Below are 22,895 nucleotides of genomic sequence, written 5' to 3'. Positions count from 1 at the left end.
TGGCATATAGTGCTGCTTATGACATCGAGTGACAGAAATGGCAGCGTCGCCCTCGTCACGGGCGGCACCGGCGGGATCGGCATGGAGACCGCCCGCGGCCTGGCCCGCGACGGCGCGTCGGTGATCGTCGCCGGGCTCGACCCGGAGCGGGGCGCGCGGGCGGCGCAGGACCTCAGGAACAGCGCCGGGCACGACCGCGTGCACGCCGTCCCGGCCGACGTCACGCGCCTCGACGGGATGCGCCGGCTCGCCGCCGAGGTCGCCGGGCGCTACGACCGGCTCGACGTGCTGGTGAACAACGTCGGCGTCAACCCGCCCGAGCGCCAGGTGACCGCCGACGGCGTGGAGAAGATGTTCGCCGCGCACGTGCTGGCGCCCTTCACCCTCACCCACCTGCTGCTGCCGCTGCTCCAGCGCGCCCCCGCCGCCCGCGTCGTCAACCTCACCGGCGGCATCCCGGGCGGCCCCATCGACACCGGCGATCTGCAGGGTGAACGCCGGTACCTCGGCTGGACGTTCAGCCACTACAACCACACCAAGACCATGACCATGGCGATGACCTGCCGCCTGGCCGAGGCGCTGCGCGGCTCCTCCGGGGTGACGGCGAACGTGGTCTACCCCGGGCACGGCCACACCCCGATGAACCGGGTCACGCCCATCCGGGCGTTCCCGATCCTCTACCGGCCGGTCGCGCCGCTGGTGCTGAAGGTCGTCGCGCCGCTGTTCCTGTCCGACCTCACGCGGTCGGCGCGATCCAGCGTGTACGCGGCCACCAGCGCCGAGCTGGACGGGGTGAGCGGGGTTTACGTGGACGACAGGTGCCGGCGCAAGCCGATGCCCGCGTCGGCGCTCGACCCCGGGGCCCAGGAGGCTGTCTGGGAGCTGTGTGCGCGGCTGGCGGGGGGCTTGTCAGGGTGAGGACGTGGGCAGGAGGTCCGTGAGTCGGGCCGCCGCCCTTCGGTAGCCGTCGGAGAAGGCGGAGTCGAAGCCCTCCTGGCCCAGCAGGTCACGCAACGCCGCAGGCGTCCCGATCGGCACGCCCGCGTCGTGCGTGGCGGTGGGCGCGCTGGCGTCGTGCGTCGGGGCGGGCGCGTTGGCGTCCTGCGTCGCGGCAGGCGCGCCCGCGTCGTGTGTTGCGGCAGGCGTGCCAGCGTCGTGCGGGCCGGGGGCGGGCGAGCCCTCCGGGGCGAGGCGTTCGGCGGCGCCGAGCAGCGTGGCGGCGCGTTCGAAGTGGCCGACCGCGTGGTCGGCGTCGGCCAGCAGGCGCAGCCCCGCCGCCGTGATGCGGGTGTCGCCCAGCCCCGCCGCGAGCCGCACACCGTCCGCAAGGTGCCGCCGCGCCAGGTCGGGCTCACCCGCGAAGGCCGCCGCACGCCCCAGCCCGAGCAGGCAGCGGGCTGCGCAACGCAGGTCGCCGATCCGCCGGAACTCGGGCAGAAGCGCCCCGAACCGGGCACCCGCGACCGAGTGCTCGCCCAGGTGCTGGTCGTAGGTGGCGCGGTAGACCTCGGCGTGCAGCCGCTCATGGTCGTTGCCGCTCGCCCCGGCCAGCCGCACCGCCTCGGCCAGCCAGCCCGTCGACCAGCAGGTGGACGTGGTGGTGCTCGCCGTCGAACCACCAGATGAGCGTGGAGCATGAATACGCAGGGTCTGCCTGCTCTGATATCGCCGTACTCGGCCGTTACCCAGCCGTAGGGTGATCGGGTGCAGTTGCGGTACAACTACCGGATCGACCCGACCCCCGCCCAGCGGATCGCGCTGGGCCAGGCGTTCGGGTGCGCCCGGACGGTGTTCAACGACGCACTGCGCATGCGCAACGACGCCCATGAGAACGGGTTTCCGTCCTCCAAGCTGTGTTCGGCGTGTGGCGCCGTAGCCGAGGCGATGCCTCTGCAGGTCCGGGAGTGGACCTGCGCGTGTGGCGTGGTGCACGACCGCGACATCAACGCGGCGATCAACATCCTGGCCGCCGGACGGGCGGACAGGTTAAACGCCTGTGGAGGGCCGGTCAGACCATCCTTCGGGATGGCACAGCCCCGCGAAACAGGAAGCCACGGCAGCGCCGCCGTGTAAAGGGCGGCACAGGCCGAATCTTCGGGCTTCAGCCCGGAGAGCGCGTCAATGACCGGTCGTACGATCAGGGCATGCTGCATGGCCGGGAGCGGGAGTGCGCTCTCATCGCGCGGCTGCTCGACGGCGCTCGCGAACGGCGCAGCGCCGTCCTGGTCGTGCGGGGAGAGGCGGGCATCGGCAAGTCCGCGCTGCTCGACTACGCCGCCGCGCGGGCCGGCGGCATGCGGGTGCTGCGGGGCGGCGGCGTCGAGTCCGAGGCCGAGCTTCCGTACGCCGCCGCGCACCAGCTCCTGCACTCCGTCGCGGACCGCGCCGCCGCCATCCCGCCGGGGCAGGCCGCGGCGCTGCGGGGGGCGTTCGGGATGGGGGATCCCGTCGAGGGGGATCGGTTCCTGGTGTCGGTGGCGGTGCTGAGCCTGCTGTCGGAGGTGGCGGAGGAGCGGCCGCTGCTGTGCCTGGTCGATGACGCTCACTGGCTGGACGGGGCCTCCGCCGACGCGCTGGCGTTCGTGGCCAGGCGGCTGGAGGCGGAGGGGGTGGTGCTGCTGTTCGCGGTACGCGACGAGGAACCGGGCCCCGGCCCGGCCGTCACCGGGCCCTCGTCCACGCGCACGGCGGCCCCCGGTCCGCCTCTGTCCCCGCCTCTGCCGGCTCCCGGTCCGCCCCCGCCCCCACCTCCGCCGGCGGTTCAAGGTTCATGGGCGGCCCCTCGCTCGCTGGCGGGGCTGCCCGAGCTGCGGTTACGCGGCTTGGACGCCGACGCCGCCCAGGCCCTGCTGGCCGAACGCACCTCCGTGGCGCTCGCCCCCGACGTCGCCGCCCTGCTCGTGGACAGCACCGCCGGCAACCCGCTCGGCCTCCTCGAACTTCCCGGCTCCCTCTCACCCGACCAGCTCGCCGGCACCCGGCCACTGCCCGCCCGCCTACCCGTCGGCGAGGTGGTCGAGCAGGTGTTCCTGGCCAGGGTGCGCCGCCTGCGCGGCCCGGCACAGACCCTGCTGCTGATCGCCGCCGCCGAGGAGAGCGGCGACGTCGGCCTCCTCCTCAGGGCCGCCCGGTCGCTCGACCTGCCCCCCGACGCGCTCGACGAGGCGGAACAAGCCGGTCTCGTACGGGTCGAGGGCGCCGTCCTGTCCTTCCGCCACCCGCTCGTCCGCTCCGCCGTCTACCGGGGCGCGACGTTCCTGCAACGCCAGGCCGTGGAGCAGGCCCTGGCGGCGGCGCTCGCGGACGGGGACGCCGACCGGCGCGCCTGGCACCTCGCCGCCGCCGCGACCGGTCCCGACGAGACGGTGGCCAGTGCGCTGGAGGCGTCCGCCGAACGCGCCACCCGCCGCGGCGGGCACGCCTCCGCCGCCACCGCCCTGCGCCGCGCGGCCGAGCTGACGGTACGCGCCGACCTCCGCGCGCGCCGCCTCACCCTCGCCGCCGAGACGGCCTGGCTGGCCGGCCAGCCCGACCGCGCCCGCACCCTCCTGGACGAGGCCGCCCACCACACCTCCGACCCCCGGCTCCGTGCCCGGGGGGAGCACGTGCGGGGGGCGATCGAGGGGCTCTGTGGCCGGCCGGACATCGCTTACGTGATGCTCATGGCAGGCGCCGAACTCGCAACCACCCCAGCCCCGCCAGACCCGGCCCGGGGTGGCGTCGAGCTGGGCGCATCGGCGGACCCGACCCGGGGTGGCGTCGAGCAGGTGTCTCTGCCGGGCTCGGCGCAACGCGGTGGTGAGGCGCTGAGGGCGGAGGCTGAGCCTGCGGTCCCGCCGAAACCACCCCAGGGCGGCGCTGTACCGGACCCCGAAAGCGCCGCACTGGGCGAGGGCGCACTGGACCCCGAGAGCACCGCGTCGGGCGGGGCCGCGCTGGACCCCGGGCAGGCCGCACGCATGCTGATCGAAGCAGGCCGCCTGGCCTTCACCGCCGCCGACCTGCCCAGGCTGGCCGAGGCGGGGCGGCGGCTGGCCGGGCTGCCCCCGATCGAGGAGGCCGTCACCGCGGGCGGCAAGCTGATGATCGGGCTGACCGCCCTGCTGGCAGGCGACACCGAGCAGGCCGCCACGCTCCTGCGCGAGGGAAGGGCCCTGGCCCGCGACTCGGCCGACCCGCAGAGCCTCACCATGGCGGCGGGCGCCGCGATGTTCGTCGGCGAGGACGCGACAGCGCTGGACCTGTTCACCGCCGCCGCCGTACGGGCCAGGACGGCCGGCGCGGTCAGCGTGCTGCCGCTGGTGCTCGCCCCCCTCGGCGCCCTGCAGATGTGGACGGGCCGCTTCGCCGCCGCCCGCGCCACCGCCACCGAAGGGCTGCGGCTGTCGCTCGACACGGGACAGGACAACACGGCCGCGCACCACCGCGCCGTGCTCGCCTGGATCGCCGCCGTGCAGGGCCGCGCCGAGGAGTGCCGTACGGAGGCGGACGCCGCGTTGGCCCGCGCCATCGGCCAGCGCCTCGGCCCGCCGGCCGGCATCGCGGCGTGGGCGCTGGCCCTGCTCGACCTGGGGGAGGGACGGACGGGGGAGGCGTTCGACCGGCTGGCGGCGCTCGCGGACGCCGCTCCCGGCGAGGGACACCCCATCGTGAAGATCTTCGCCGCCGCCGATCTCGTCGAGGTCGCCGTACGCGCGGACCGCCCCGAACGCGCCGCGGACGCCCTCGACCTGCTGCGCCGCTGGGCGGAACCGGCCAGGTCCCCGTGGGCGCACGCGCTGGTGGCCCGCTGCCGCGGCCTCGTCGAGAACACCGGGGCGGACGACGCCGACGCGCACTTCGCCGAGGCCCTGTCGTTGCACGCGCGGGCCGGCCGACCGTTCGACACCGCCAGGACGGCGCTGCTGTTCGGCGAGGCGCTGCGCCGGCGCCGGCGGCGGGCCGAGGCGCGGCGTCACCTGCGGGCGGCGCGCGAGACGTTCGAACGGCTGGACGCCGCGCCCTGGGCGGGGCTCGCGCGGGTGGAGCTGCAGGCCACCGGTGAGACGGCGCGCAAACGCGACCCCAGCACGGTTGCCGACCTGACCCCTCAGGAGACGCAGATCGCGCGCATGGTCAGTGAGGGCGGGACGAACCGGGAGATCGCGGCGCACCTGTTCCTCAGCCCGCGCACCGTCGACTACCACCTGCACAAGGTGTTCGTGAAGCTGGGGCTGTCGTCCAGGGCCGAGCTGGTGCGCCTCTCCCTGGAACAGCCCGGCCTCCTCGGCGGCGAGCACTGAGCGGTCGGCGGTTCTCGGCCGTGCGCTGAGCGGCTCTCGGCGGTGCGCTGGGCGGTCACCGGCCTTCGGCGGTGCGCTGGGCGGCCAGCGGTCCTCGGCGGTGCGCTGGGCGATCAGCGGCTCCTTGTCGTGCACAGGAAGGCCGCCAGTTCCTCCGCGACCCGGCAGGGTGCGCCGGACAGCACCAGCACCGGGCAGGCGACACCATCCAGCCGCCGGTCGAGCCTGCCGCACACCGCGACCCGGCTGATCCGGTGCGGCATGTCGAGCGCCGCACGGAGCGCGATCCCGCCGCCCAGCGACACCCCGGCGAGGGCGGCCCGGTCGATGGCGCAGGCGTCGAGGAACGCACGCAGCCAGGCCGCGTAGCCGGTGAGCGTGGGCACGGTACCGCCCGGGGGAGTGCCGCCGAAGCCCGGGAGGTCGGGGGCCGTCACCCGGGCGTGCCCGGCCAGGATCGTCCACACCGGCTCCCAAGCCTGCCTGGCGCCGCCCGATCCGCCGCCCCGCCTGCCGCCGTGCAGGAGCACCAGCTCGGCGCCCGAGCCCGCGCGGTAGGCGCGGACCAGGGAGCCGGCCACGGGAACCACCGTCTCGTCATGCCGCACCGGACGACTCTGCGCCCGCCCGCCGGCGGCTCGCATCCGTAGTTCCACCAGTCCACCACCCCGCACCGGCCCAGCAGTGGCCCAGCACCGGCCCAGAACCGCCCCCGCACCGCCCCGCACCGGCCGCGCACCGGCCCCGCACAGGCCCCGTACCGGCCTCGGCACCGGCGCTAACCCTGCCCCCGCGCCGCCCCACACCAGCGACCCCGACTGTGCACTTCACCGATTCGACGCCCCCGCCCCTCGAAGCATGGTGGTGACGTCCACACCCCGGAGGGAATGTGATCCCCGATGACCGAGACCGATGTGATCGTCGTAGGCGCCGGCCCCACCGGCCTCATGCTGGCGTGTGAGCTGGCCCTGGCCGGCGTCCGCTGCCGGCTCCTGGAGCGCCGCGCGGAGCAGCCCAACATCACCCGCGCGTTCGCCGTGCACGCCCGCACCCTGGAGCTCCTGGACGCCAGGGGCCTGGCCGACGACCTGCTGGCCAAGGGCGTCCCCGTGGACAGCGTGGCCCCGGCCCCCGGCGCCACGCTGGATCTGCGCAGGCTCGCGACCAGGTACCCGATGGTGCTGATCGTCCCGCAGAGCGGCACGGAGCACCTGCTGGAGGAGCGCGCCCGCGAGCTGGGCGTGCAGATCGTGCGCGGCGCCGAGGTCGTGGGGCTGCGGCAGGACGACGGGCGGGTGATCGTGGACCTGGCGGACGGGAGCACGGAGACGGCGAGTTACGTCGTCGGCTGCGACGGCGCCCACAGCAAGGTGCGCGGCCTGGTCGGCATCGACTTCGCCGGCAAGCAGTACGCGACGCACATCCTGCTCGCCGACGTCCGCGCGACCGAGCCGCCGTCGGACGCGCTGTTCGCGAAGGCGAGCGGGGAGGGCGTGGTCCTCATGATCCCGTTCGGGGACGGCTGGTTCCGCGCGATCGCCTGGGACCGGCTGCGCGAGCAGGTGCCGCTGGACGTGCCGCTGCCGATGGAGGAGATGCGTGACGCCTTCGTGCGCATCGCCGGCACCGATTTCGGCATGCGGGAGCAGCGGTGGAGCACGCGCTTCCTGAGCGAGCGGCGGCAGGCGGAGCGGTACAGGGCCGGGCGGGTGTTCCTGGCGGGCGACTCGGCCCACGTGCATTCGCCGCTGGGCGGCCAGGGCATGAACACGGGCATCGGCGACGCGATGAACCTCGGCTGGAAGCTGGCCGCCGTGGTGCGGGGCCGGGCGCCGGAGAGCCTGCTCGGCAGCTACGAGCGCGAGCGGCACCGGGTGGGCGCCCAGGTGCTCACGCTGACCGACGCCTTCAACCGCCTGGTGCTGGGCCGCTCGGCGATCCGCCGCGCGTTCCGCACGCTGACGCTGCGGCTGGCCCTGCGGTTCGGCCGCTCCCGCACGTTCCTGGCCGGGCGGCTGACGGGGCTGGGCATCCGGTATCCGGCCGCGTCCCGCCGCGCCCACCCGTGGACGGGCCGCCGCATGCCCGATCTGCGGTGTGTGGACGGCCGGGTGTACGAGCTGCTCAGGGACGGCCGTCACCTGCTGGTGGACGCGGGGGCGAAGGGGGGAGCGGCCAGGGGAGACGTCAAGGTCGCCCGGTACACCGGCCCCGCCGTGCCCGGGATGCCCGCCGTGGTCCTGGTCCGCCCTGACGGCTACGTCGCCTGGGCGGGCGACGATATCCCTATGACTTACCAGGTTTCGGACGAGAGCCCCTTTACCCTATCTTTGCCGTGACCATGCGTCACGAAGGAGATGTTCTGTGAAGAGGCTTCTCGAAGGAACCGCCATGCGCACCGGAGTCGTGGCCGCGGTCGCTCTGGCGGGCGGGCTGCTGACCTCGTCCCCGGCCGGGGCCACCACCGTGACCGGGGGCAGTGTCGCCACGACGGTGACGCTGTCGGCCGAGTCGGCGCTGGCCCGTCCGCGCAACGGCACGATCCTCTACGACCGCATCAGCGGCGGCCAGGGGAGGCTCAAGATCAAGAACGGCCTGTCGACGGACGGGGTCGTCGCCCTGGTCAGAGGCAAGACCAAGGCGATCAGCATCTACGTCCGCGCCAAGTCGACCGCGACCATCAACGACGTCAGGGACGGCACGTACCGGATCTACTTCACCACCGGCACCCGCTTCAACGTGTCCAAGGGCAGGTTCACGCGGAACGCCGTCTACCAGCGCTTCAACGACAAGCTGAAGTACAGGACGACCGCCACCAGGATCCCGGGCTGGTCCCTGACCCTCAACCCGGTCCGCGGCGGCAACGCCGGGACCAGCCGGGTCAACCCGAAGGACTTCCCCGCCTGATCCGCGCGCCCGGGGCCCCTGGAGCAGCCTCCGGGGGCCTCCGGCTTGACTGGCGATCTTCCATGCACCAGATTGTTCGCGTCTTTCCGGACCGTTCCCAAGGAAAACCAATGAAGCGAACCATCGTCGGTGTCGCCGTGGTCGCAGGCGTGGTGCAGCTCACCGCCATGCCCGCGCAGGCCGCATCAGACCCGGTCAGGGCCCTGCAGGCCGAGTTAGCGCCGGGCCGGGCCGTCAACCTCCAGGCGACGGCGAAGATCACCTACCCGGGCGACCGGGTCGTCACGTCCGCCGTGGACGGCACGTTCGGGTTCGGCTCGCGCGGCCCCGTGGCCTCCGACCTGGGCCAGACCGTGCAGTACAGCGAGAAGCTGCTGCGCGAGATGAAGAAGTCCAGCCCCAAGGAGACGGAGGGGCTGCAGGCGGGCCCCGTCCGGCTGATCTCCTCGGGCAGCGTGAGCTACGTCTCCGGCGCGGTGGTCGACCAGGCGCTGCTGACCGCGGACGCGAGCCACGTGCGCTACAGCGGCGTGAAGCAGCCGCCGAGCAACCTGCTCGTCGAGGTCCTGGACCCGGCCACGCTGAAGGCGCTGGTGGCGGCCCGCACGTCCTGGAAGGACGGCATCCTCAAGGGCGCCATCAAGCCGGCCAAGCTCGCCGCGGTCTCGGCCCCGTTCGCCTCGCGTTACGGGACGCGCTTCAAGACCGGCAAGATCTCGTACGTGCTGTACTTCGGGGAGAAGGGCCTGGTGCGGCGGGTGGCGGTCAAGGCCACGCTGCCCGTGTCCAAGACCACGGTGCAGGTCGAGTCGGACACCCGGTTCACCGACTGGGGCCGCGAGGTCACCGTGGGCATGCCGCTGCGGGGCGACACGATCGACCGCGGCGAGGTCAAGGACGACGTGCCCGCCGGCGTTCCCGGCATCTGGAACTGACGACGGCACCGCGCGCCGGCCGGCGTCGATCGGAGCAGGCCGGCTACGCCGGCCTGGTCACCCAGGAACACCTTCACTTCACGGCGCCGCCGGTGATGCCGGAGATGATCCTGCGCTGCGCGATCGCGAAGACGATCAGCAGCGGCAGGCTCATCAGGATGATGTAGGCGAAGATCAGGTGCCAGTTGTTGAGGTAGAGCCCGGCGTTGGCCACCTGGAACAGGTTCAGCGGCAACGTGTCCAGCCGCCCGCCCACCACGAAGAACGCGTAGAAGACGTCGTTCCACACGTACAGGCAGATGAGGATGGTCGCGGTGGCCAGCACCGGCCGCAGCAGCGGCAGGATCACCGAGAAGAACACCCGCACGGGCCCGGCGCCGTCCATGCGGGCCGCCTCCTCCAGCGACAGCGGCACCGTACGCACGAAGCCCGTCACGAAGAAGATCACCGTGGACAGGTAGATGCCGACGTACACCCCGATCATGCCGACCGGGCTGCCCGCCAGGCCGAGCTGACGCAGCAGGAGCACGATGGTGACCACGGCGGGCGGCAGCACGATCCCGCTGATCGCCAGCGCGTACAGCACCGCGTTCAGCCGCGAGGCGCGGCGGGCCAGGATCCACGAGGCCATCGAGCCGAACGTGAGCACCAGCAGCACCGACGGCGCCACCACCAGCAGGCTGCCGAGGAACGCCATGGGCACCTCGCCCTGCTGCCAGACCTGTGCCAGGTTCTCCCACAGTTGCCAGCGCGACGGCGGAGACAGGTTCGGCGACAGGGCCTCGCCCTGCGACTTGGCGGCCGTGACGACGACCAGCCACAGCGGCACCCCCATGACGGAGACGACCAGCGCGACGACCGCGAACGGGCGCAGCCGCGCGGCCAGCCCCCGCCGCACCGGCGACGGGGCCCGGCGGCGGGCCGTGGAACCAAAGGCGGGGACCGTCACAGGATCTCCTCCCTTCTGCGCAGCACGCGGATGACGGGGAAGGCCAGCAGCGCGACCATCAGGAACAGCACCAGGCTCATCGCCGTGGCCTGGGCGAACAGCCCCTGGCCGAAGGTGCGGTAGATGAAGATGTTGAGGATCTCGGTGCTGCGGGCCGGGCCGCCGCCGGTCAGCGCCTGCACGATGTCGAAGCCGTTCATCGAGCCGAGCAGCGCCGTGGCCACGTTGAAGGTGACGGCCGGGGCCAGCAGCGGGAACCGGACCGACCAGAACGCCTGCCACGGCGTGGCGCCGTCGATGCGGGCGGCCTCGGTCACGTCCTCGGGGATCGTCTTGAGCCCGGCCAGGTAGATGAGCATCGACAGGCCCATCCACTTCCAGGCGTGGATGATCGCGGCCAGCACGAGCGTCCACGTGGTGCTGCCCAGCCAGGCGATCTCCACCTGCTGCCCGGTCAGCGCCGAGAGCAGGTCGTTGAGGCTGCCGTCCGGCTTGAGCAGGGCCTGGAAGAGGTAGCCGACGGCCAGCGCCGACATCAGCACCGGGATCAGGAAGGCCAGGCGGGCGGCGCGGTTGAGAAAGGTGTCCTTCTCCAGCAGCACGGCCAGGCCGAAGCCGAACAGGTTCTGGAACAGCGCCACCAGCGCGGCGTAGATCACCGTGATGCGCAGCGCGCTGAACAGCGTGCCGTCCGACAGCAGGTTGGCGAAGTTGTCGAAGCCCGCCGGGCGGATCTCGCTCTTGAAGCTGGACCAGTCGGTGAAGGCGTAGACGAAGTTGAACAGGGTCGGCAGGAAGAAGAAGACGAACAGGATCGCGAACGCGGGCAGGAGGAACCACATCGGGTGCGTCCTGCCGCGCGCCACGGCGGGGGCCGGCGCCCGCCGGGCGGCTCCGGTGGGGCGGGCGAGCGTCTGCTGCACGAGGTGACTCCCGCCGTCAGAAACCGGTGGCGCCGGCGGCCTTGGCCAGCTGGGCGAACTGCTTCTGGGTGGCCGCCGCCACCTGCTCCGGCGTCAGGCTGCCGGTGATCATGTCCGCCAGGTTCAGGTACAGGTCGGGGTTGGCCACGGCCAGCGCCTGCATCGACCCGACCGACCGGCCGAGCGAGGCGTGCACGTCCAGCAGCGCCTGCGGCACGCCGTCCGGCGTCGGCACGTCCGTACGCAGCGACACCGTCTTGCGGTCGGCCACGAAGGCGGCGTAACCCGGCCCCATCCAGTACGCCAGGAGCTGCCGCGCCGCCTGCTCCCGCTCGGCGTCCCCGGTGCGGAAGGCCACCAGCGCGTTCGACTGGTCGGGAATGAACGTGCCCACGTTCCCCGACGGCGAGATCGGGAAGAAGCCGATCTTCTCATCCAGCTCCGCCGTGCCCGCCTTGGCCTGGAGCTGGCCGAAGAACGAGTTCACCTGCATCGCCATGGCCGCCTTGCCGGACAGCAGCGCCTCGCCCTGGTCCTCGAACGTCGCGGTCTTGAGGTCGGAGTTGAACAACCCCTCGTCGATCAGCGCCTTGTACTTCTTGATGGCGTTCAGGATCGTCTGGTCCTCGAACGTCTCCTTGCCCGTGTTGACCCGCTCCCACAGCCCGTCCTTGGCGGCGTCGGCGAGCTGCACCTGCACCCACCACTGGGTGGCCCACTTGTCGCCGGCCATCTCGAAGAACGGGGTGACACCCTCGCCCTTGAGCGCGCGGGCCGTCTCGACCAGCTCGTCGAAGCTCTTCGGCGGCTCCTTGACGTGCTGCTTGTTGTAGTAGACGCCCTCCACCGCCGGGCTGGTGACCAGCGCCGCGTAACGGGTCTTGTCGAGCAGGCCCGTCATGTCGCGCAGCTCGGGCGACATGCTCTCGATCCAGGGCGCGCCGTCGAGCGGCTGCAGGTTGGCGCGGGCGTTCAGCGCGGTCAGCATGGACGCCGTCGGCTGCCAGAAGGCCAGGTCGGGCTTGTCGCCGGTGGCCACCTTCGTCTGCACGCCCTGCTCGTACGGGTCGGGGATCGTGACGACCTCCACCTTGGCGCCGGTGGCCTGGGAGAACGCGTCGATCACGGCCTTGGGCACGGTGTTGCTGTTCTGGGCGGCCCAGATAGTGAGCGACACCCCGTCCAGGCGGGCGGTAGGGGACGGCCAGGCGGCGGGCGAACCGCCGGTGGCAGGGGCCGCGGCGGGCCCCGCCGAGGGGTCGCTGCAGGCCGTGACGGCCAGGACGAGGGCCGACGCGGCGGCGACACGCTGTGCGAGCTTCACGGTTCGGCTTCCTTACGTTTCAGAGGGGACGGAGGTGCAGGACGCGGGCGCTGGGCGCGGGAACGGTGGCGGTGACGGTCAGCTCGGCGGCCCCCGGGTTCCACGAGCAGGCCCACCCGTCCGCAGCCGCCGGGTAGGCGATCTCGGCGGCGAGGTCACGTCCGGCCAGGTGAGGCAGGTACAGCACGGTCGTGTCGCCCGCTCCCGGACGGCGCCAGATCGCCAGGTGCGTGGCCTCGTCCGCACGCAGGCCGAGGGCTAGCCACGGGTCGTCCCAGCCGGGCAGGCCGAGCGGCCAGCACGGGGTGGCGCGCAGCAGGGCGGCGCGCAGGCTCTTGTGCAGCCGGACGCCCTCCTCGACCAGGGCGAGCTGCTCCGGCGTCATCCTCGGCAGGTCGCCCGACAGGTAGAGGCGGCCCAGGATGCCCGTGCACATCGTGAAGGCGATCTCCTCGGCCGTCATGCCGGGCTGCGGGTAGGCCCAGTTGGCGGCCTGCTCGGGCAGCATCGACAGCGGCGCGGCGACCGCGATCGGCGGGTAACGCAGGAAGTCCTGCTGGTCACTGGTCGACTGCAACTGCAGGCGCGACAGCATCGCGTAGTCCATGCGCATCGCGCCCGAGCCGCAGTTCTCCAGCACCAGGTGCGGGTGGCGGTCCAGGACGGACTCCAGCCAGGCCAGATGGGCCCGGTTGTGGGCCAGCAGACCGGCGCCGACGCTGGTGGCGTCCACGTCGGTGCCCGCGCCGGGGTTGATGTTGTAGTCGAGCTTGAAGTAGCCGACGCCCAGCTCCTCGACCAGCCGGTCCACCACCTGGTCCAGGTGCGCCACCGCCGCCGGGTGGCGCAGGTCGAGATGGTGGCGGCCGTGCTCGGCCAGGCGCACGCCGCCCCGCTGGAGGAACGCCGCATCAGGCAGCTTCTCCGCCATCGGGCTGCGCACGCCGATCACCTCGGGCTCCAGCCACAGGCCTGGCGTCATGCCGTGGCTCGCGATGCGGGCCAGGACCTCCTCCAGGCCGTGCGGGAACCGGGTCTGGGAGGGCAGCCACTCGCCGACGCTGTCCCACCAGTCGCCGCCGTCGTCGTACCAGCCGGCGTCCACGCAGAACACCTGCGCGCCCGCTGCCGCCGCGGCGTCGATCAGGGGGAGGAGTTTGGCCGTGGTCGGGTCGCCCATCAGGGTGTTCATGTAGTCGTTGAAGACGAGCGGCAGGGCGGCGCGGTCGGGGTGCGGGCGCACCAGGGCGCGGCGGTAAGCGGTCAGCGCGGCCACGGCCCCCTCCACGCCTGCTGCGCCCGCTGCGCCTGCCACACTTGCTGCGCCTGCTGCTCTTCCTGCGCTTTTTGCGTCTGCTGCGCCTTCCGCGTTCTTCGCGCGGTCGCGGGCAGCTCCGGCGTCGGCCGAGTCGCCGTTTCGGGTCCCGTCCCAGACGGCGATCGCGACGGGAACGGTGGTGAAGGACTCGCCGGGGGCGAGCAGTTCGTTCCACTGGTGGTCGAGGTCGGTGGGGCCGGACAGGGCGACGTACGCGCCGTCCAGCCGCTCGCCCGTCTCCCACCGCCACGGCCCGTTGTGCTCGATCTGCCACAACCACGTGCGGCCGGTGGCGCGGTCGGTCAGCCCGCCCATGGGCACGTGCCGGCCGCTCGACCAGGTGCCCTGGCTGGTCAGCGCGAACGTGCCCTTGCCGTGCTGGCCGTGCTCGCGCAGGTCCAGGTCGGGGACGTGGCCGGCGAGCGGGCGCCTGGCCCAGCGGCTCTCGCCGAGCCACTCGCTGTCGGCGTACAGGAGGTCGAGGTCGCTCACCCGCTCGGTGGGGAAGACCGCGGCGAACGAGGTGACGGCCAGCAGCGGCACCGGGTTCTCGCCCGAGTTCGTCACCCGGACCTGCGTCTGAACCGCCGGCACGCCGTCGGGGGAGCGCATGGTCACCTCGGCGTCCAGGCCCGACGCCTCGTCGCGCAGCCGGATCCGCAGCTCGTGCCAGCCGTCCGCGCTCGACTGCTCGCAGCCCGCGTACCGCAGCCGGCGGCCCACCGCCGTGTCCGACAGCCGCTGGGATGCCCTGGCCCGGCCCTCGCCCGGCACCAGCACCTCCACCAGCGGCTGGTCCACCAACGGCTGGGCCGGTGCGGCGGGCGGCGCTCCCGCCGACAGCTCGCGCAACGACACCGGGCGGTCGGGGTGGATCTCCACGACGGCGGTGAGGCCGGTGTGCCCCCAGCGCACGGTCTCGACGACGTCAGCAGGCATCAAGATCTCGCTTTCCTCAGCCAGCCATGTGACCGGTCACATGCTTGCGCCTCAGTGTGAGCGGTCACACGCCCAGGAGGGAAGCCCTCTTTGCGGGATCGTTACACGCGGGTTTCGACGACAGGACGGCTTGGAGCGGCGCGCTCGTCAACGGAGGCAGGAGGTGAGGGGGCGGTCAGCGCGGCGGTGGCGAGCCGGGTGGCGGCGGCGCTGGAGTACGGGCGCGGGTGTGATGGCGGCGGCGTGGAGGGTGGGGCGGGCGTTGTGGCGGCGGCGTGCTGATCTCGGGCGGTCAGCGGGGTGGGGGTGCGGTGGATTCGCGTAGGACGAGGGTCGGCGGGGTGAGCGCGGGCTCGGGTTGCGCGCCGCCCGTCAGCTCCGCCACCGCCGCGTGGAAGCACGCCCGGCCCAGCCCCGCGAAGTCCATCCGCACCGTGGTCAGCGCGGGCGTCCAGTACGCCGACCCGGGGATGTCGTCGAAGCCGACGATGCTCACGTCCCCCGGCACGTCCTTGCCCGCGTCGTACAGCGCCCTGCGCACCCCCTGCGCGATGTCGTCGTTGCCGCACAGGATGGCGGTGACGTCCGGCGCGGAGGCGAGCCGCTGCCCGGCCGCGTACGCCGACCGGATGTCCCACCCGCACCCGATCAGCTCGGGGATCCCGGCGCCCGCCGCCCGCAGCGCGTCCCGCCACCCGGCCAGCCGCCCGCCCGGCACGGCGCCCTCGCCCTCGGAGGGGATGGCGACGTGGTGCACGGTGCGGTGGCCGAGGCCGAGCAGGTGCTGGGTGGCGTCGGCGGCGGCGCGGCGCTCGTCGAGCGCGATGGCGACGCGGCCCCGGTCGGGCGCGGCCGGCTCGGCGGCTGCCACGGCCGGGACGTGCTCGGGCAGCGCCTCCAGCACCGCGACGCCGAGCGGGTCGAACGCGATCACCACCACCCCGCCCGCGCTGGCGTCGCCCACGTAGTCGACGGTCTGCTTCACCTCGGCGGGCTCGGCCGACTCCACGACCCTGATGCCCATGGCCATGCCCTCGGCCCTGGCGGCCTCCTCCAGCCCCTGCAGCGTGGCCGCGTAGCCGTACAGGACGGTGTTGGAGGTGACCACGGTGATGCCGCGGGCGCGGCCGAGGCTCAGGGCGCGCGCCGTGCGGCTGGGGCGGAAGCCGAGGCTCTCGATCGCCGCCAGCACCGCCGTGCGGGTCTCGGGGCGTACCCGCGGCGACTCGTTGAGCACGCGCGAGACGGTCTGGTACGACACTCCCGCGGCGGCGGCGACGTCCCGGATGCTGGGTGCGGCCGCGCCGCGAGCGGCGGGGCGGGGCGCGCGTCGAGGAGTCGCAGTCACGATCACATCGTAGGGCGGCAGTCGGAGGGACGAGGTTACCGGGCGCTCAGGCAGGTGGACGGCCGACGCCAACGGGCGCCCAGACGGGTGGACGGCCGACGCCAACGGGCGCTCAGGAGGGTGGATGGCCGATGCGAACAGGCGGGTGGACGGCGGCGTCAGCGGGCGGCCCGCGCACGCAGCTCCGGTTTGCGGATCTTGCCTGAGCCGGTGCGCGGCAGCTCGTCCACCACCTCGAAGTAGCGCGGGATCTTGTACTTGGCCAGCCGCCCGAGGAGGAAGCCGCGCAGCGCCTCACCGCTGAGGCCGGTCCCGGCGCGCGGGATGACGAACGCGTGCCCGACCTCGCCCCAGGTCCCGTCCGGTACGCCGACCACCGCGGCCTCCGCCACGCCCGGATGCTCGGCCAGCACCCCCTCCACCTCGGCCGGGTACACGTTCTCTCCCCCGGAGATGAACATGTCCTTGGCCCGGTCCACGATGTGCAGGTGCCCGTCGGCGTCCCGGGTGGCGATGTCGCCGGAGCGGAACCAGCCGCCCTCGACGAAGGCCGCCTGGGTGGCCGCCGGGTTGTTCCAGTAGCCGGGAGTGACGTTCGGCCCCTGGATGAGGACCTCGCCAGGCTCGCCGGGGGCGGTGTCGGTGAGGTCGGGGCGGACGACGCGCACGTTCGCGAAGAAGACCGGCACCCCGGCGGAGCCCGCCTTGCGCAGGCTCTGGCTCGGCTCCAGGAACGTCGCCCCCGGGGAGGTCTCGGTGAGGCCGTACCCCTGGCAGAACACCAGCCCGCGCTCCTGGTAGGTGCGGATCAGCGCCGGCGGCACGGGCGCGCCGCCCGCCATCAGGGTGCGCACCGACGACAGGTCGGCGCCCGCCCAGCGGGGCGAGCGGGCGAGCGCGGCGAACATGGTGGTGACGCCGAACATCCAGGTGACGCGGTGCTCGGCGATGAGGTCGTAGCAGCGGTCCACGTCCCAGGACGGCATGATGACCGAGCGGCCGCCCTTGAGGAACGTGGGCAGCAGCGTCTGGTTCAGCGCGGCCACGTGGAAGAGCGGGGCGCTGACCAGGGTCACCTCGTCGCTGCGCAGGTCCGCGCCGACGAGCATGTTGTAGCTGTTCCAGACCAGGTTGCCGTGGGTGAGGACGGCGCCCTTGGGGCGTCCTGTGGTGCCGGAGGTGTAGAGGATCAGGGCCGGGTCGTCGAGGGTGACCGGCACGTCGATCGGGCCGTCCACGTCGGCTTGCGTGCCCCGGTTCTCGGACGCGCGCTCGCCCGGGTCGGCTTCCGCGAGCCAGTCGTCGTACGCGTGCTCGCCCGGCGCGGGGTCGGCGAGCGCCACGACGGTCGGGGGCGTGTGCTGGAGCGCCCGGACGACGGCGGCGCACTCGGGTGCGTACACGAGCGCGCCGGCCCCCGAGTCGGCCAGCATGTACGCGATCTCGGGCGCCGCCAGCCGGAAGTTCAGCGGGACGAACACGGCCCCCAGCACGTGCGCGGCGAACAGGGTCTCGGCGAAGGCGAGATGGTTGGGCCCCAGGTAGGCGACCCGGTCCCCGGCCGCCACCCCGGCCAGCCGCAGCCGGGCGGCCAGCCGGGTGGTGCGCTCGTGCACGCCGGCGTAGGTGAGGCTGCGCTCGCCGAAGACGAACGCCGTGTGGTCGGGGGTCATGAGGGCGCGGCGGGCGGGCCAGCCGCCCAGTCCGGCGTTGCGCATGAGGGTTGCTCCTAGCGGGGGACGCTGGGCTCTGCGGCGGTGGAGGTGGCGGCCAGGTCGGTACGGCTCGTCTCCCGCAGCGCCGCCGTGCACACCACGGTCAGCAGGCAGAACCCGGCGATGACGGCGGAGATCAGCCCGGTGCCGCCCCCTCCCGAGGAGGCCTGGATCTGGGCGAACAGCAGCGGGCCCAGCCCCGCGCCGAGCCCGGCGATCTGGTAGCCGAGCGAGGCGCCGGTGTAGCGGCTGCGGGTGGCGAACAGTTCGGTGTAGAGGGCGGCGAGCGGCCCGTACGTCATGGGGTGGATGACCGACTGGCCGAGCACGAGGGCGAGCGTGAGCAGCGCGACGCTGCCGGAGTCGGCCAGCGGGAAGATCGCGAACGCGTACGCGGCGGCGGCGACCGCGCCGGCCAGCACGATGGGGCGGCGGCCGACCCGGTCCGACAGCGCTGACCAGCCGACGATGCCGAGGACCGCGAGCCCCGACGACAGGGTCAGCCCGTTGAGCACCTGCTGCCGGGCGAACCCGGCCTGCACCCCGTACGAGACGAGGAACGTGGTGAGGGTGCCCTGCAGCACGAACGGCGACAGCCCGACCCCGATGCTGAGCAGCAGCGTCCTGGGATGGTTGCGCAACACGTCCAGCAGCGGCGCCGAGCGCGGCGACCCACTCGGCGTCCCACTCGACGCCGCGTCCGCCGTGGCAGCGGCGAAGACGGGCGTCTCCTCCACCCTGGCCCGCACGAACAGGCCGATCGCCAGCAGCACGACGCTCAGCAGGAACGGGATCCGCCACCCCCAGCTCAGGAACGCCTGCTCGTCCATCATCGCGGCGCTCCCGTTGAGCGCCGCCGTGGACAGCAGCATGCCGAACGGCGCCCCCGCGTTGGTGAAGCTGGCCCACAGGCCGCGGCGGCCCGTCGCGTGCTCGGCCGACATGAGCACCGCGCCGCCCCACTCGCCGCCGACCGCGATGCCCTGCGCCACGCGCAGCAGCACCAGCGCGATGGGGGCGAGGCTGCCGATCTGCTCGTACGTCGGCAGCACGCCGATCAGGGTGCTGGCCACGCCCATGAGGGTCATGGTCAGCACCAGCATGCGCTTGCGGCCGAGCCGGTCGCCGAAGTGGCCGAAGATGACGCCGCCGAGCGGCCGCGCCAGGTAGCCGGTGGCGAACGTGCCCAGGCTGGCGACGGTGGCGGCCAGCGGGCTCAAGGAGGAGAAGAAGACCTTGCCGAACACCAGGGCGGAGGCGGTGGCGTACAGGAGGAAGTCGTAGTACTCGATGACGCTGCCGAGGAAGCTGGAGGCCACGGCGCGGCGCAACTGGGTGGGGTTGGACATGCGTGATCCCGTTCGTGGGGGGAGGGGGAAGGGGAGTCAGGCGTAGTGGCGGTAGATGGCGCGAGCGACGCAGGCGGGCTTGGGCTCGCCGTCGATCTCGACGGTGAAGTCCATGTGGGTCTGGACGCCGTCGCCTGGCACGTCCTCGACCTCGGCGACGCGGCCGGCCAGGCGGATCCTGGCGCCGACCTTGACGGGGGCGGGGAAGCGCACCTTGTCCAGGCCGTAGTTGACGCCCATCTTGACGCCCCGGATCTCCAGCAGCTCGTTGAAGAGCGGGATGACCAGGGCGAGCGTGAGGTAGCCGTGCGCGATCGGGCCGCCGAAGGGGCCGTCCTTGGCGCGCTCAGCGTCCACGTGGATCCACTGGTGGTCGTCGGTGGCGTCGGCGAAGGTGTTCACCCGCTCCTGGCCGATCTCCAGCCAGCCGGTGTGGCCGAGGTCCTGGCCGGCCAGGGCCTTGATCTCGGCCAGGCCGTTCGCGGTGATGGTCATTTCGCACTCTCCTTGAGTCCGAGCAGGCGGGCGGCGTTGTCCTTGAGGATCTTGGGGCGGACCTCGGGCTTGATGTCGAGGGCGGCGAAGTCCTTGAGCCAGCGGTCCGGCGTGATCACCGGGTAGTCGGAGCCGAACAGCACCTTGTCCTTGAGCAGAGTGTTGGCGTAGCGGACGAGCTGGGGCGGGAAGTACTTCGGCGACCAGCCGGACAGGTCGATGTGGACCGACGGCTTGTGGGTGGCGACGGCCAGGGCCTCGTCCTGCCAGGGGAACGACGGATGAGCCAGGATGATCTTCAGGTGCGGGAAGTCCACGGCGACGTCGTCCACCAGCATCGGGTTGGAGTGCCGCAGCCGCACCCCGGCCCCGCCCGGCACGCCCGCGCCGATGCCGGTCTGCCCGGTGTGGAACAACGCGATCGCGCCCAGCTCCTCGATCACCTCGTACAGCGGGTAGGCGAGCCGGTCGTTCGGGTCGAAGCCCTGGATGCTGGGGTGGAACTTGAAGCCCTTCACCCCGTGCTCGGCGACCAGGCGGCGCGCCTCGCGGGCGCCCGCCCGGCCCTTGTGCGGATCGACGCTGGCGAACGGGATCAGCACGTCGGCGTGCGCGGCGCAGCTCTCGGCGATCTCCTCGTTGGCGATGCGCGGATGGCCGGTGGCGTGCTCGGCGTCCACGGTGAACACCACCGCCGCCATCTTCCGCTCGCGGTAGTAGGCGGCCATCTGGTCGATCGTGGGGCGCTCGTGCGCGCCGAAGTACTCCGCCGACGCGCCGAACAGCTCGGGGCTCAGGGACGTGTGCCCGTCCCTGGAGACCTCGGCGTGGGTGTGCACGTCGATCGCGGTCAGCTCGTCGAGGTTCATGGCGCGGGCACCTGGGGCGCGGGGATGCCGTACGTCTCGGGCTCGAACTCGCCCCACGCGCCGGCGATCGCGTCGGCGCTCCAGCCGCCGTCGGCGTAGGCGACCGCCTTCTCGGCCGGGTGCGACCAGAGGGTGAGCTTGTCGCCGCCGATGCCGATGGCCTGCCCGGTCACCTCGGCGGACGCGCCGGAGGCGAGGTAGACGATCAGCCCGGCCACGTCCTCGACCGTGCCCATGCCCTCGCCCTTGCGCAGCCAGGCGGGCAGCGGGGCGCCGGTGCGCTCGGCCTCCTCCAGCACCGGCGCGAACGCGGGGATGGTCTTGGTCATCTCGGTGGCGGCCACCGGCACCACCGCGTTCACCGTGATGCCCGCCCTGGCCAGCTCCATCGCCCAGGTGCGGGCCATCGCCACGATGCCGGCCTTGGCGGCGGCGTAGTTGGTCTGGCCGAAGTTGCCGCGCTGCCCGGCGGGGGAGGAGATGAGGATCAGCCGGCCGCCGTCGCCCTGCTCGCGCATCCGTACGGCGGCGGCCCTGGCGCAGTTGAACGTGCCGCGCAGGTGCACGTCGATGACGGTGTCGAAGTCGTCGTCGGTCATCTTCCACAACACCCGGTCACGCAGCACCCCGGCGTTGGTGACCATGACGTCCAGCCGGCCGAACTCCGTCACCGCCGTGGCCACCAGGCGTTCGGCCACCTCCGTGCCGCCGACCGCGCCCGGCGCGGCGACGGCCCGGCCGCCCGCCTTCCTGATCGCCCCGGCCGCCTCCTCGGCGGTCGCGGCGTCCACGTCGTTGACCACGACGGCCGCACCGGCCGCCGCCAGCGCCTCGGCGTAGGCGCGGCCGAGACCGCGACCGGCACCCGTGACCACAGCCACTTTTCCTGACAAATCCATACACGTCACCTCGTGTCGCGCTTCGAACGTGGGGCAAACTTGCGACTTGCGTCAAAGTTTTGCCCAATAACTCGAATCCGTCTACCCTCGGCTTGTGACTTTCCGCGAGGGAGACGACCTGCCTCACGCCCCGTCCACACGTCCCCAGTCGCTGATGTTCAGCTTCCTCGGCGTCTACGTGCTGGGCCGCGACGTCGCCGTGTACTCCGGCAGCGTCATCGACGTGTTCGCCCGCCTCGGCGTGACCGAGGAGGCCGTGCGCTCCACGCTCACCCGCATGGCCAAACGAGGGCTGCTGACGCGGCACCGTTCAGGACGCAAGACCTACTTCGGGCTCACCCCGCACGCCACCGCCGTCCTGGAGGACGGGCGGCGGCGCATGTGGGAGACCGGCGCCGTCAACCGCGACTGGGACGGCGCCTGGACCATGGTCGGCTTCTCCCTGCCCGACGACCGCCGCGCCACCCGCCACGACCTGCGCTCCCAGCTCATCTGGGCGGGGTTCGGGCTGCTGCAGAGCGGCATGTGGATCGCTCCCGGCGTCAAGGACGTGCGCGCCATCGTCGCCGGCCTCGGGCTGCGCGAACACGTCACCGTCCTCACCGCCCGCGCCGCCGAGCCGACCGAGTCGGCCGACCTCGTCCGCAAGGCCTTCGACACCGGGCAGATCGCCGCCCGCTACCACGCCTTCCTCGACCGCTGGGACACCCCCGACCCCCAGGCCGCCCTCCCCGACGACCTGGCGCGCCAGCTTCTGCTGCACACCGACTGGCTGCAACTCGTCCGCCAGGACCCGCACCTGCCCGCCGAACACCTGCCGCCCGACTGGCCCGCCATCCGGGCCGAGCAGGTCATCCGCGCCCTCGCCGGCGCCTACGAACAGCCCGCCCGCGACCTCGCCGCCAAGGTCCTGGACGAGCTGCCGCTGCCGCCTTGATCGCGTAGCGAGGGCGTGAGCAGCGCGAACGTGGGCAGGAGGGCGTCATGACCGCGCTTTCGAGCGATCCGCGACCGCTTAGGACGTCGAGATGACACCAGCACCCGGACCGCACCAGCCGGACGTACCTCCGGGCCCCGGCGTGCCTCCCGGCCCGCGCCCACCCTCATCCACCGGCCCTGCCGGCGCGCCCTCGTCCGACGGCTCCGTCCCGTCGGCGGAATCCGCCGTGGAGGCCGAGATCGGGCGGGTCAAGGAGCCCGCGCGGCTGCTGCGCGTCAGCACCATGGCCCGGTCGCTGCTCGACGAGGCGCGCGGCATGACTCTGGACGAGCACGCCCGCGACCAGTTGCAGCACATCCACGCCCGGGTCGTCGAAGAGATCGGTGACTCCGTGGCTCCTGAGCTGCGGGAGGAGCTGGAGCGGCTGCTGCCGTCCGCCTCCTCCGGCACCCTCACCCAGTCCGAGATCCGGATCGCGCAGAGCCAGCTCGTGGGGTGGCTGGAAGGCGTCTTCCAGGGCATCCGGGTCGGGCTCACCCTCCAGCAGTCCCGCCCGGACCTCCCCGGCGCCCGCCCCCCGACCGGCGGGCCAGGCAGCGGCCCGTACCTATGACCGCCTGACCGCCCGCCACCCGCCTGCACGCGCGGCGCAGGCCGCCGCCCGCCTGACCGCGCGCCGCCCGAGGCCGCCCGCCTGACCGCG

General features: G+C 73.1%; 19 protein-coding genes and 2 pseudogenes. 9 read left to right on the top strand and 12 right to left on the bottom strand.

The genetic code is table 11. From position 1 onward, the window contains the following. The first annotated feature begins 18 nt into the window (after positions 1-18). On the top strand, positions 19-918 hold the full coding sequence (locus tag ABD331_RS44790) for an SDR family NAD(P)-dependent oxidoreductase (protein WP_344489462.1): 900 nt from the start codon (positions 19-21) through the stop codon (positions 916-918). On the opposite strand, the gene ABD331_RS44785 is transcribed toward ABD331_RS44790, so the two are convergent. Next, entirely contained in the window at positions 910-1,557 is a 648-nt protein-coding gene (locus ABD331_RS44785) for a hypothetical protein (RefSeq protein WP_344489459.1), read from the bottom strand. The two genes, ABD331_RS44790 and ABD331_RS44785, sit on opposite strands and share 9 nt — an antisense overlap. Positions 1,558-1,704: 147 nt before the next feature. Between ABD331_RS44785 and ABD331_RS44780 the strand changes: the two are divergent. The 3 genes and pseudogenes from ABD331_RS44780 to ABD331_RS44770 all read left to right on the top strand — a co-directional run. Further along, positions 1,705-1,821: pseudogene (locus ABD331_RS44780) on the top strand (helix-turn-helix domain-containing protein); the annotation flags it as partial. Between the two features lie 15 nt (positions 1,822-1,836). Then, a pseudogene (locus tag ABD331_RS44775) lies at positions 1,837-2,073 on the top strand (zinc ribbon domain-containing protein); the annotation flags it as partial. Positions 2,074-2,144: 71 nt separating this feature from the next. Further along, positions 2,145-5,282 (top strand): helix-turn-helix transcriptional regulator, encoded by a 3,138-nt coding sequence (locus ABD331_RS44770; RefSeq protein ID WP_344489456.1) that lies wholly within the window; start codon positions 2,145-2,147, stop codon positions 5,280-5,282. Positions 5,283-5,395: 113 nt separating this feature from the next. Here the strand turns inward: ABD331_RS44770 and ABD331_RS44765 are convergent, their stop codons facing one another. Further along, complete coding sequence (locus tag ABD331_RS44765; RefSeq protein WP_344489453.1) at positions 5,396-5,890, bottom strand: alpha/beta fold hydrolase; 495 nt, start codon at positions 5,888-5,890, stop codon at positions 5,396-5,398. Positions 5,891-6,181: 291 nt separating this feature from the next. Here ABD331_RS44765 and ABD331_RS44760 point away from each other — a divergent pair, with 291 nt between their 5' ends. The 3 genes from ABD331_RS44760 to ABD331_RS44750 all read left to right on the top strand — a co-directional run bounded on the left by ABD331_RS44760 (position 6,182) and on the right by ABD331_RS44750 (position 9,124). Continuing rightward, positions 6,182-7,621: an FAD-dependent monooxygenase gene (locus ABD331_RS44760; RefSeq protein WP_344489449.1), complete on the top strand. Its 1,440-nt coding sequence runs from the start codon at positions 6,182-6,184 to the stop codon at positions 7,619-7,621. 52 nt (positions 7,622-7,673) lie between these two features. Continuing rightward, the gene (locus ABD331_RS44755) at positions 7,674-8,189 is read left to right on the top strand and encodes a hypothetical protein (protein WP_344489446.1); all 516 of its coding nucleotides are present in this window, start codon (positions 7,674-7,676) and stop codon (positions 8,187-8,189) included. 110 nt (positions 8,190-8,299) lie between these two features. Next, positions 8,300-9,124 carry a hypothetical protein gene (locus ABD331_RS44750; RefSeq protein ID WP_344489443.1) on the top strand — a complete coding sequence of 275 codons (825 nt, stop codon included), beginning with the start codon at positions 8,300-8,302 and terminating at the stop codon, positions 9,122-9,124. 73 nt (positions 9,125-9,197) lie between these two features. On the opposite strand, the gene ABD331_RS44745 is transcribed toward ABD331_RS44750, so the two are convergent. The 10 genes from ABD331_RS44745 to ABD331_RS44700 all read right to left on the bottom strand — a co-directional run bounded on the left by ABD331_RS44745 (position 9,198) and on the right by ABD331_RS44700 (position 21,252). After that, on the bottom strand, positions 9,198-10,073 hold the full coding sequence (locus ABD331_RS44745; protein ID WP_344489440.1) for a carbohydrate ABC transporter permease: 876 nt from the start codon (positions 10,071-10,073) through the stop codon (positions 9,198-9,200). Further along, entirely contained in the window at positions 10,070-10,996 is a 927-nt protein-coding gene (locus tag ABD331_RS44740) for a carbohydrate ABC transporter permease (protein ID WP_344489437.1), read from the bottom strand. Before ABD331_RS44740 ends, ABD331_RS44745 begins: the two co-directional genes overlap by 4 nt. Before the next feature lie 16 nt (positions 10,997-11,012). Next, positions 11,013-12,320, bottom strand: coding sequence for an ABC transporter substrate-binding protein (locus ABD331_RS44735; RefSeq protein ID WP_344489433.1), 1,308 nt, complete (start codon positions 12,318-12,320; stop codon positions 11,013-11,015). A 19-nt stretch (positions 12,321-12,339) separates the two neighbouring features. Next, positions 12,340-14,577, bottom strand: coding sequence for a glycoside hydrolase family 36 protein (locus tag ABD331_RS44730; protein ID WP_344489430.1), 2,238 nt, complete (start codon positions 14,575-14,577; stop codon positions 12,340-12,342). 292 nt (positions 14,578-14,869) lie between these two features. Further along, a complete protein-coding gene (locus ABD331_RS44725; protein WP_344489427.1) occupies positions 14,870-15,925 on the bottom strand; it encodes a LacI family DNA-binding transcriptional regulator in 1,056 nt (351 codons plus the stop codon). A gap of 158 nt (positions 15,926-16,083) precedes the next feature. Continuing rightward, positions 16,084-17,643, bottom strand: a complete 1,560-nt coding sequence (locus tag ABD331_RS44720) for an acyl-CoA synthetase (RefSeq protein WP_344489424.1) — start codon at positions 17,641-17,643, stop codon at positions 16,084-16,086. A gap of 11 nt (positions 17,644-17,654) precedes the next feature. Beyond that, positions 17,655-18,989: an MFS transporter gene (locus ABD331_RS44715; RefSeq protein ID WP_344489421.1), complete on the bottom strand. Its 1,335-nt coding sequence runs from the start codon at positions 18,987-18,989 to the stop codon at positions 17,655-17,657. 36 nt (positions 18,990-19,025) lie between these two features. Continuing rightward, positions 19,026-19,484 carry a MaoC family dehydratase gene (locus ABD331_RS44710; protein WP_344489418.1) on the bottom strand — a complete coding sequence of 153 codons (459 nt, stop codon included), beginning with the start codon at positions 19,482-19,484 and terminating at the stop codon, positions 19,026-19,028. After that, complete coding sequence (locus tag ABD331_RS44705) at positions 19,481-20,353, bottom strand: amidohydrolase family protein (protein ID WP_344489415.1); 873 nt, start codon at positions 20,351-20,353, stop codon at positions 19,481-19,483. The genes ABD331_RS44710 and ABD331_RS44705 overlap by 4 nt, the downstream gene beginning before the upstream one ends. Continuing rightward, positions 20,350-21,252 carry an SDR family oxidoreductase gene (locus tag ABD331_RS44700; protein ID WP_344489412.1) on the bottom strand — a complete coding sequence of 301 codons (903 nt, stop codon included), beginning with the start codon at positions 21,250-21,252 and terminating at the stop codon, positions 20,350-20,352. The genes ABD331_RS44705 and ABD331_RS44700 overlap by 4 nt, the downstream gene beginning before the upstream one ends. A 94-nt stretch (positions 21,253-21,346) precedes the next feature. On the opposite strand from ABD331_RS44700, the gene ABD331_RS44695 reads away from it, so the two are divergent. Further along, entirely contained in the window at positions 21,347-22,189 is an 843-nt protein-coding gene (locus tag ABD331_RS44695; protein ID WP_344489409.1) for a PaaX family transcriptional regulator, read from the top strand. Between the two features lie 91 nt (positions 22,190-22,280). Further along, entirely contained in the window at positions 22,281-22,805 is a 525-nt protein-coding gene (locus tag ABD331_RS44690) for a proteasome activator (protein ID WP_344489406.1), read from the top strand. Positions 22,806-22,895: the final 90 nt, after the last annotated feature.

The sequence above is a fragment of the Nonomuraea monospora genome, from assembly GCF_039531895.1.
GTDB classification, from domain to species: Bacteria; Actinomycetota; Actinomycetes; order Streptosporangiales; family Streptosporangiaceae; genus Nonomuraea; species Nonomuraea monospora.
The sequence above is the reverse complement of the archived record's forward strand: the minus strand, read 5'-3'. Positions and strand labels throughout refer to the sequence as shown.

Bases quoted from the DNA above. Each gene is read 5' to 3' on its own strand.
- ABD331_RS44720 (WP_344489424.1), bottom strand. From the start codon at position 17,643: ATGCGCAACGCCGGACTGGGCGGCTGGCCCGCCCGCCGCGCCCTCATG.
- ABD331_RS44690 (WP_344489406.1), top strand. From the start codon at position 22,281: ATGACACCAGCACCCGGACCGCACCAGCCGGACGTACCTCCGGGCCCC.
- ABD331_RS44790 (WP_344489462.1), top strand. From the start codon at position 19: ATGACATCGAGTGACAGAAATGGCAGCGTCGCCCTCGTCACGGGCGGC.
- ABD331_RS44710 (WP_344489418.1), bottom strand. From the start codon at position 19,484: ATGACCATCACCGCGAACGGCCTGGCCGAGATCAAGGCCCTGGCCGGC.
- ABD331_RS44750 (WP_344489443.1), top strand. From the start codon at position 8,300: ATGAAGCGAACCATCGTCGGTGTCGCCGTGGTCGCAGGCGTGGTGCAG.
- ABD331_RS44760 (WP_344489449.1), top strand. From the start codon at position 6,182: ATGACCGAGACCGATGTGATCGTCGTAGGCGCCGGCCCCACCGGCCTC.
- ABD331_RS44705 (WP_344489415.1), bottom strand. From the start codon at position 20,353: ATGAACCTCGACGAGCTGACCGCGATCGACGTGCACACCCACGCCGAG.
- ABD331_RS44730 (WP_344489430.1), bottom strand. From the start codon at position 14,577: ATGCCTGCTGACGTCGTCGAGACCGTGCGCTGGGGGCACACCGGCCTC.
- ABD331_RS44755 (WP_344489446.1), top strand. From the start codon at position 7,674: ATGCGCACCGGAGTCGTGGCCGCGGTCGCTCTGGCGGGCGGGCTGCTG.
- ABD331_RS44715 (WP_344489421.1), bottom strand. From the start codon at position 18,989: ATGTCCAACCCCACCCAGTTGCGCCGCGCCGTGGCCTCCAGCTTCCTC.
- ABD331_RS44770 (WP_344489456.1), top strand. From the start codon at position 2,145: ATGCTGCATGGCCGGGAGCGGGAGTGCGCTCTCATCGCGCGGCTGCTC.
- ABD331_RS44700 (WP_344489412.1), bottom strand. From the start codon at position 21,252: ATGGATTTGTCAGGAAAAGTGGCTGTGGTCACGGGTGCCGGTCGCGGT.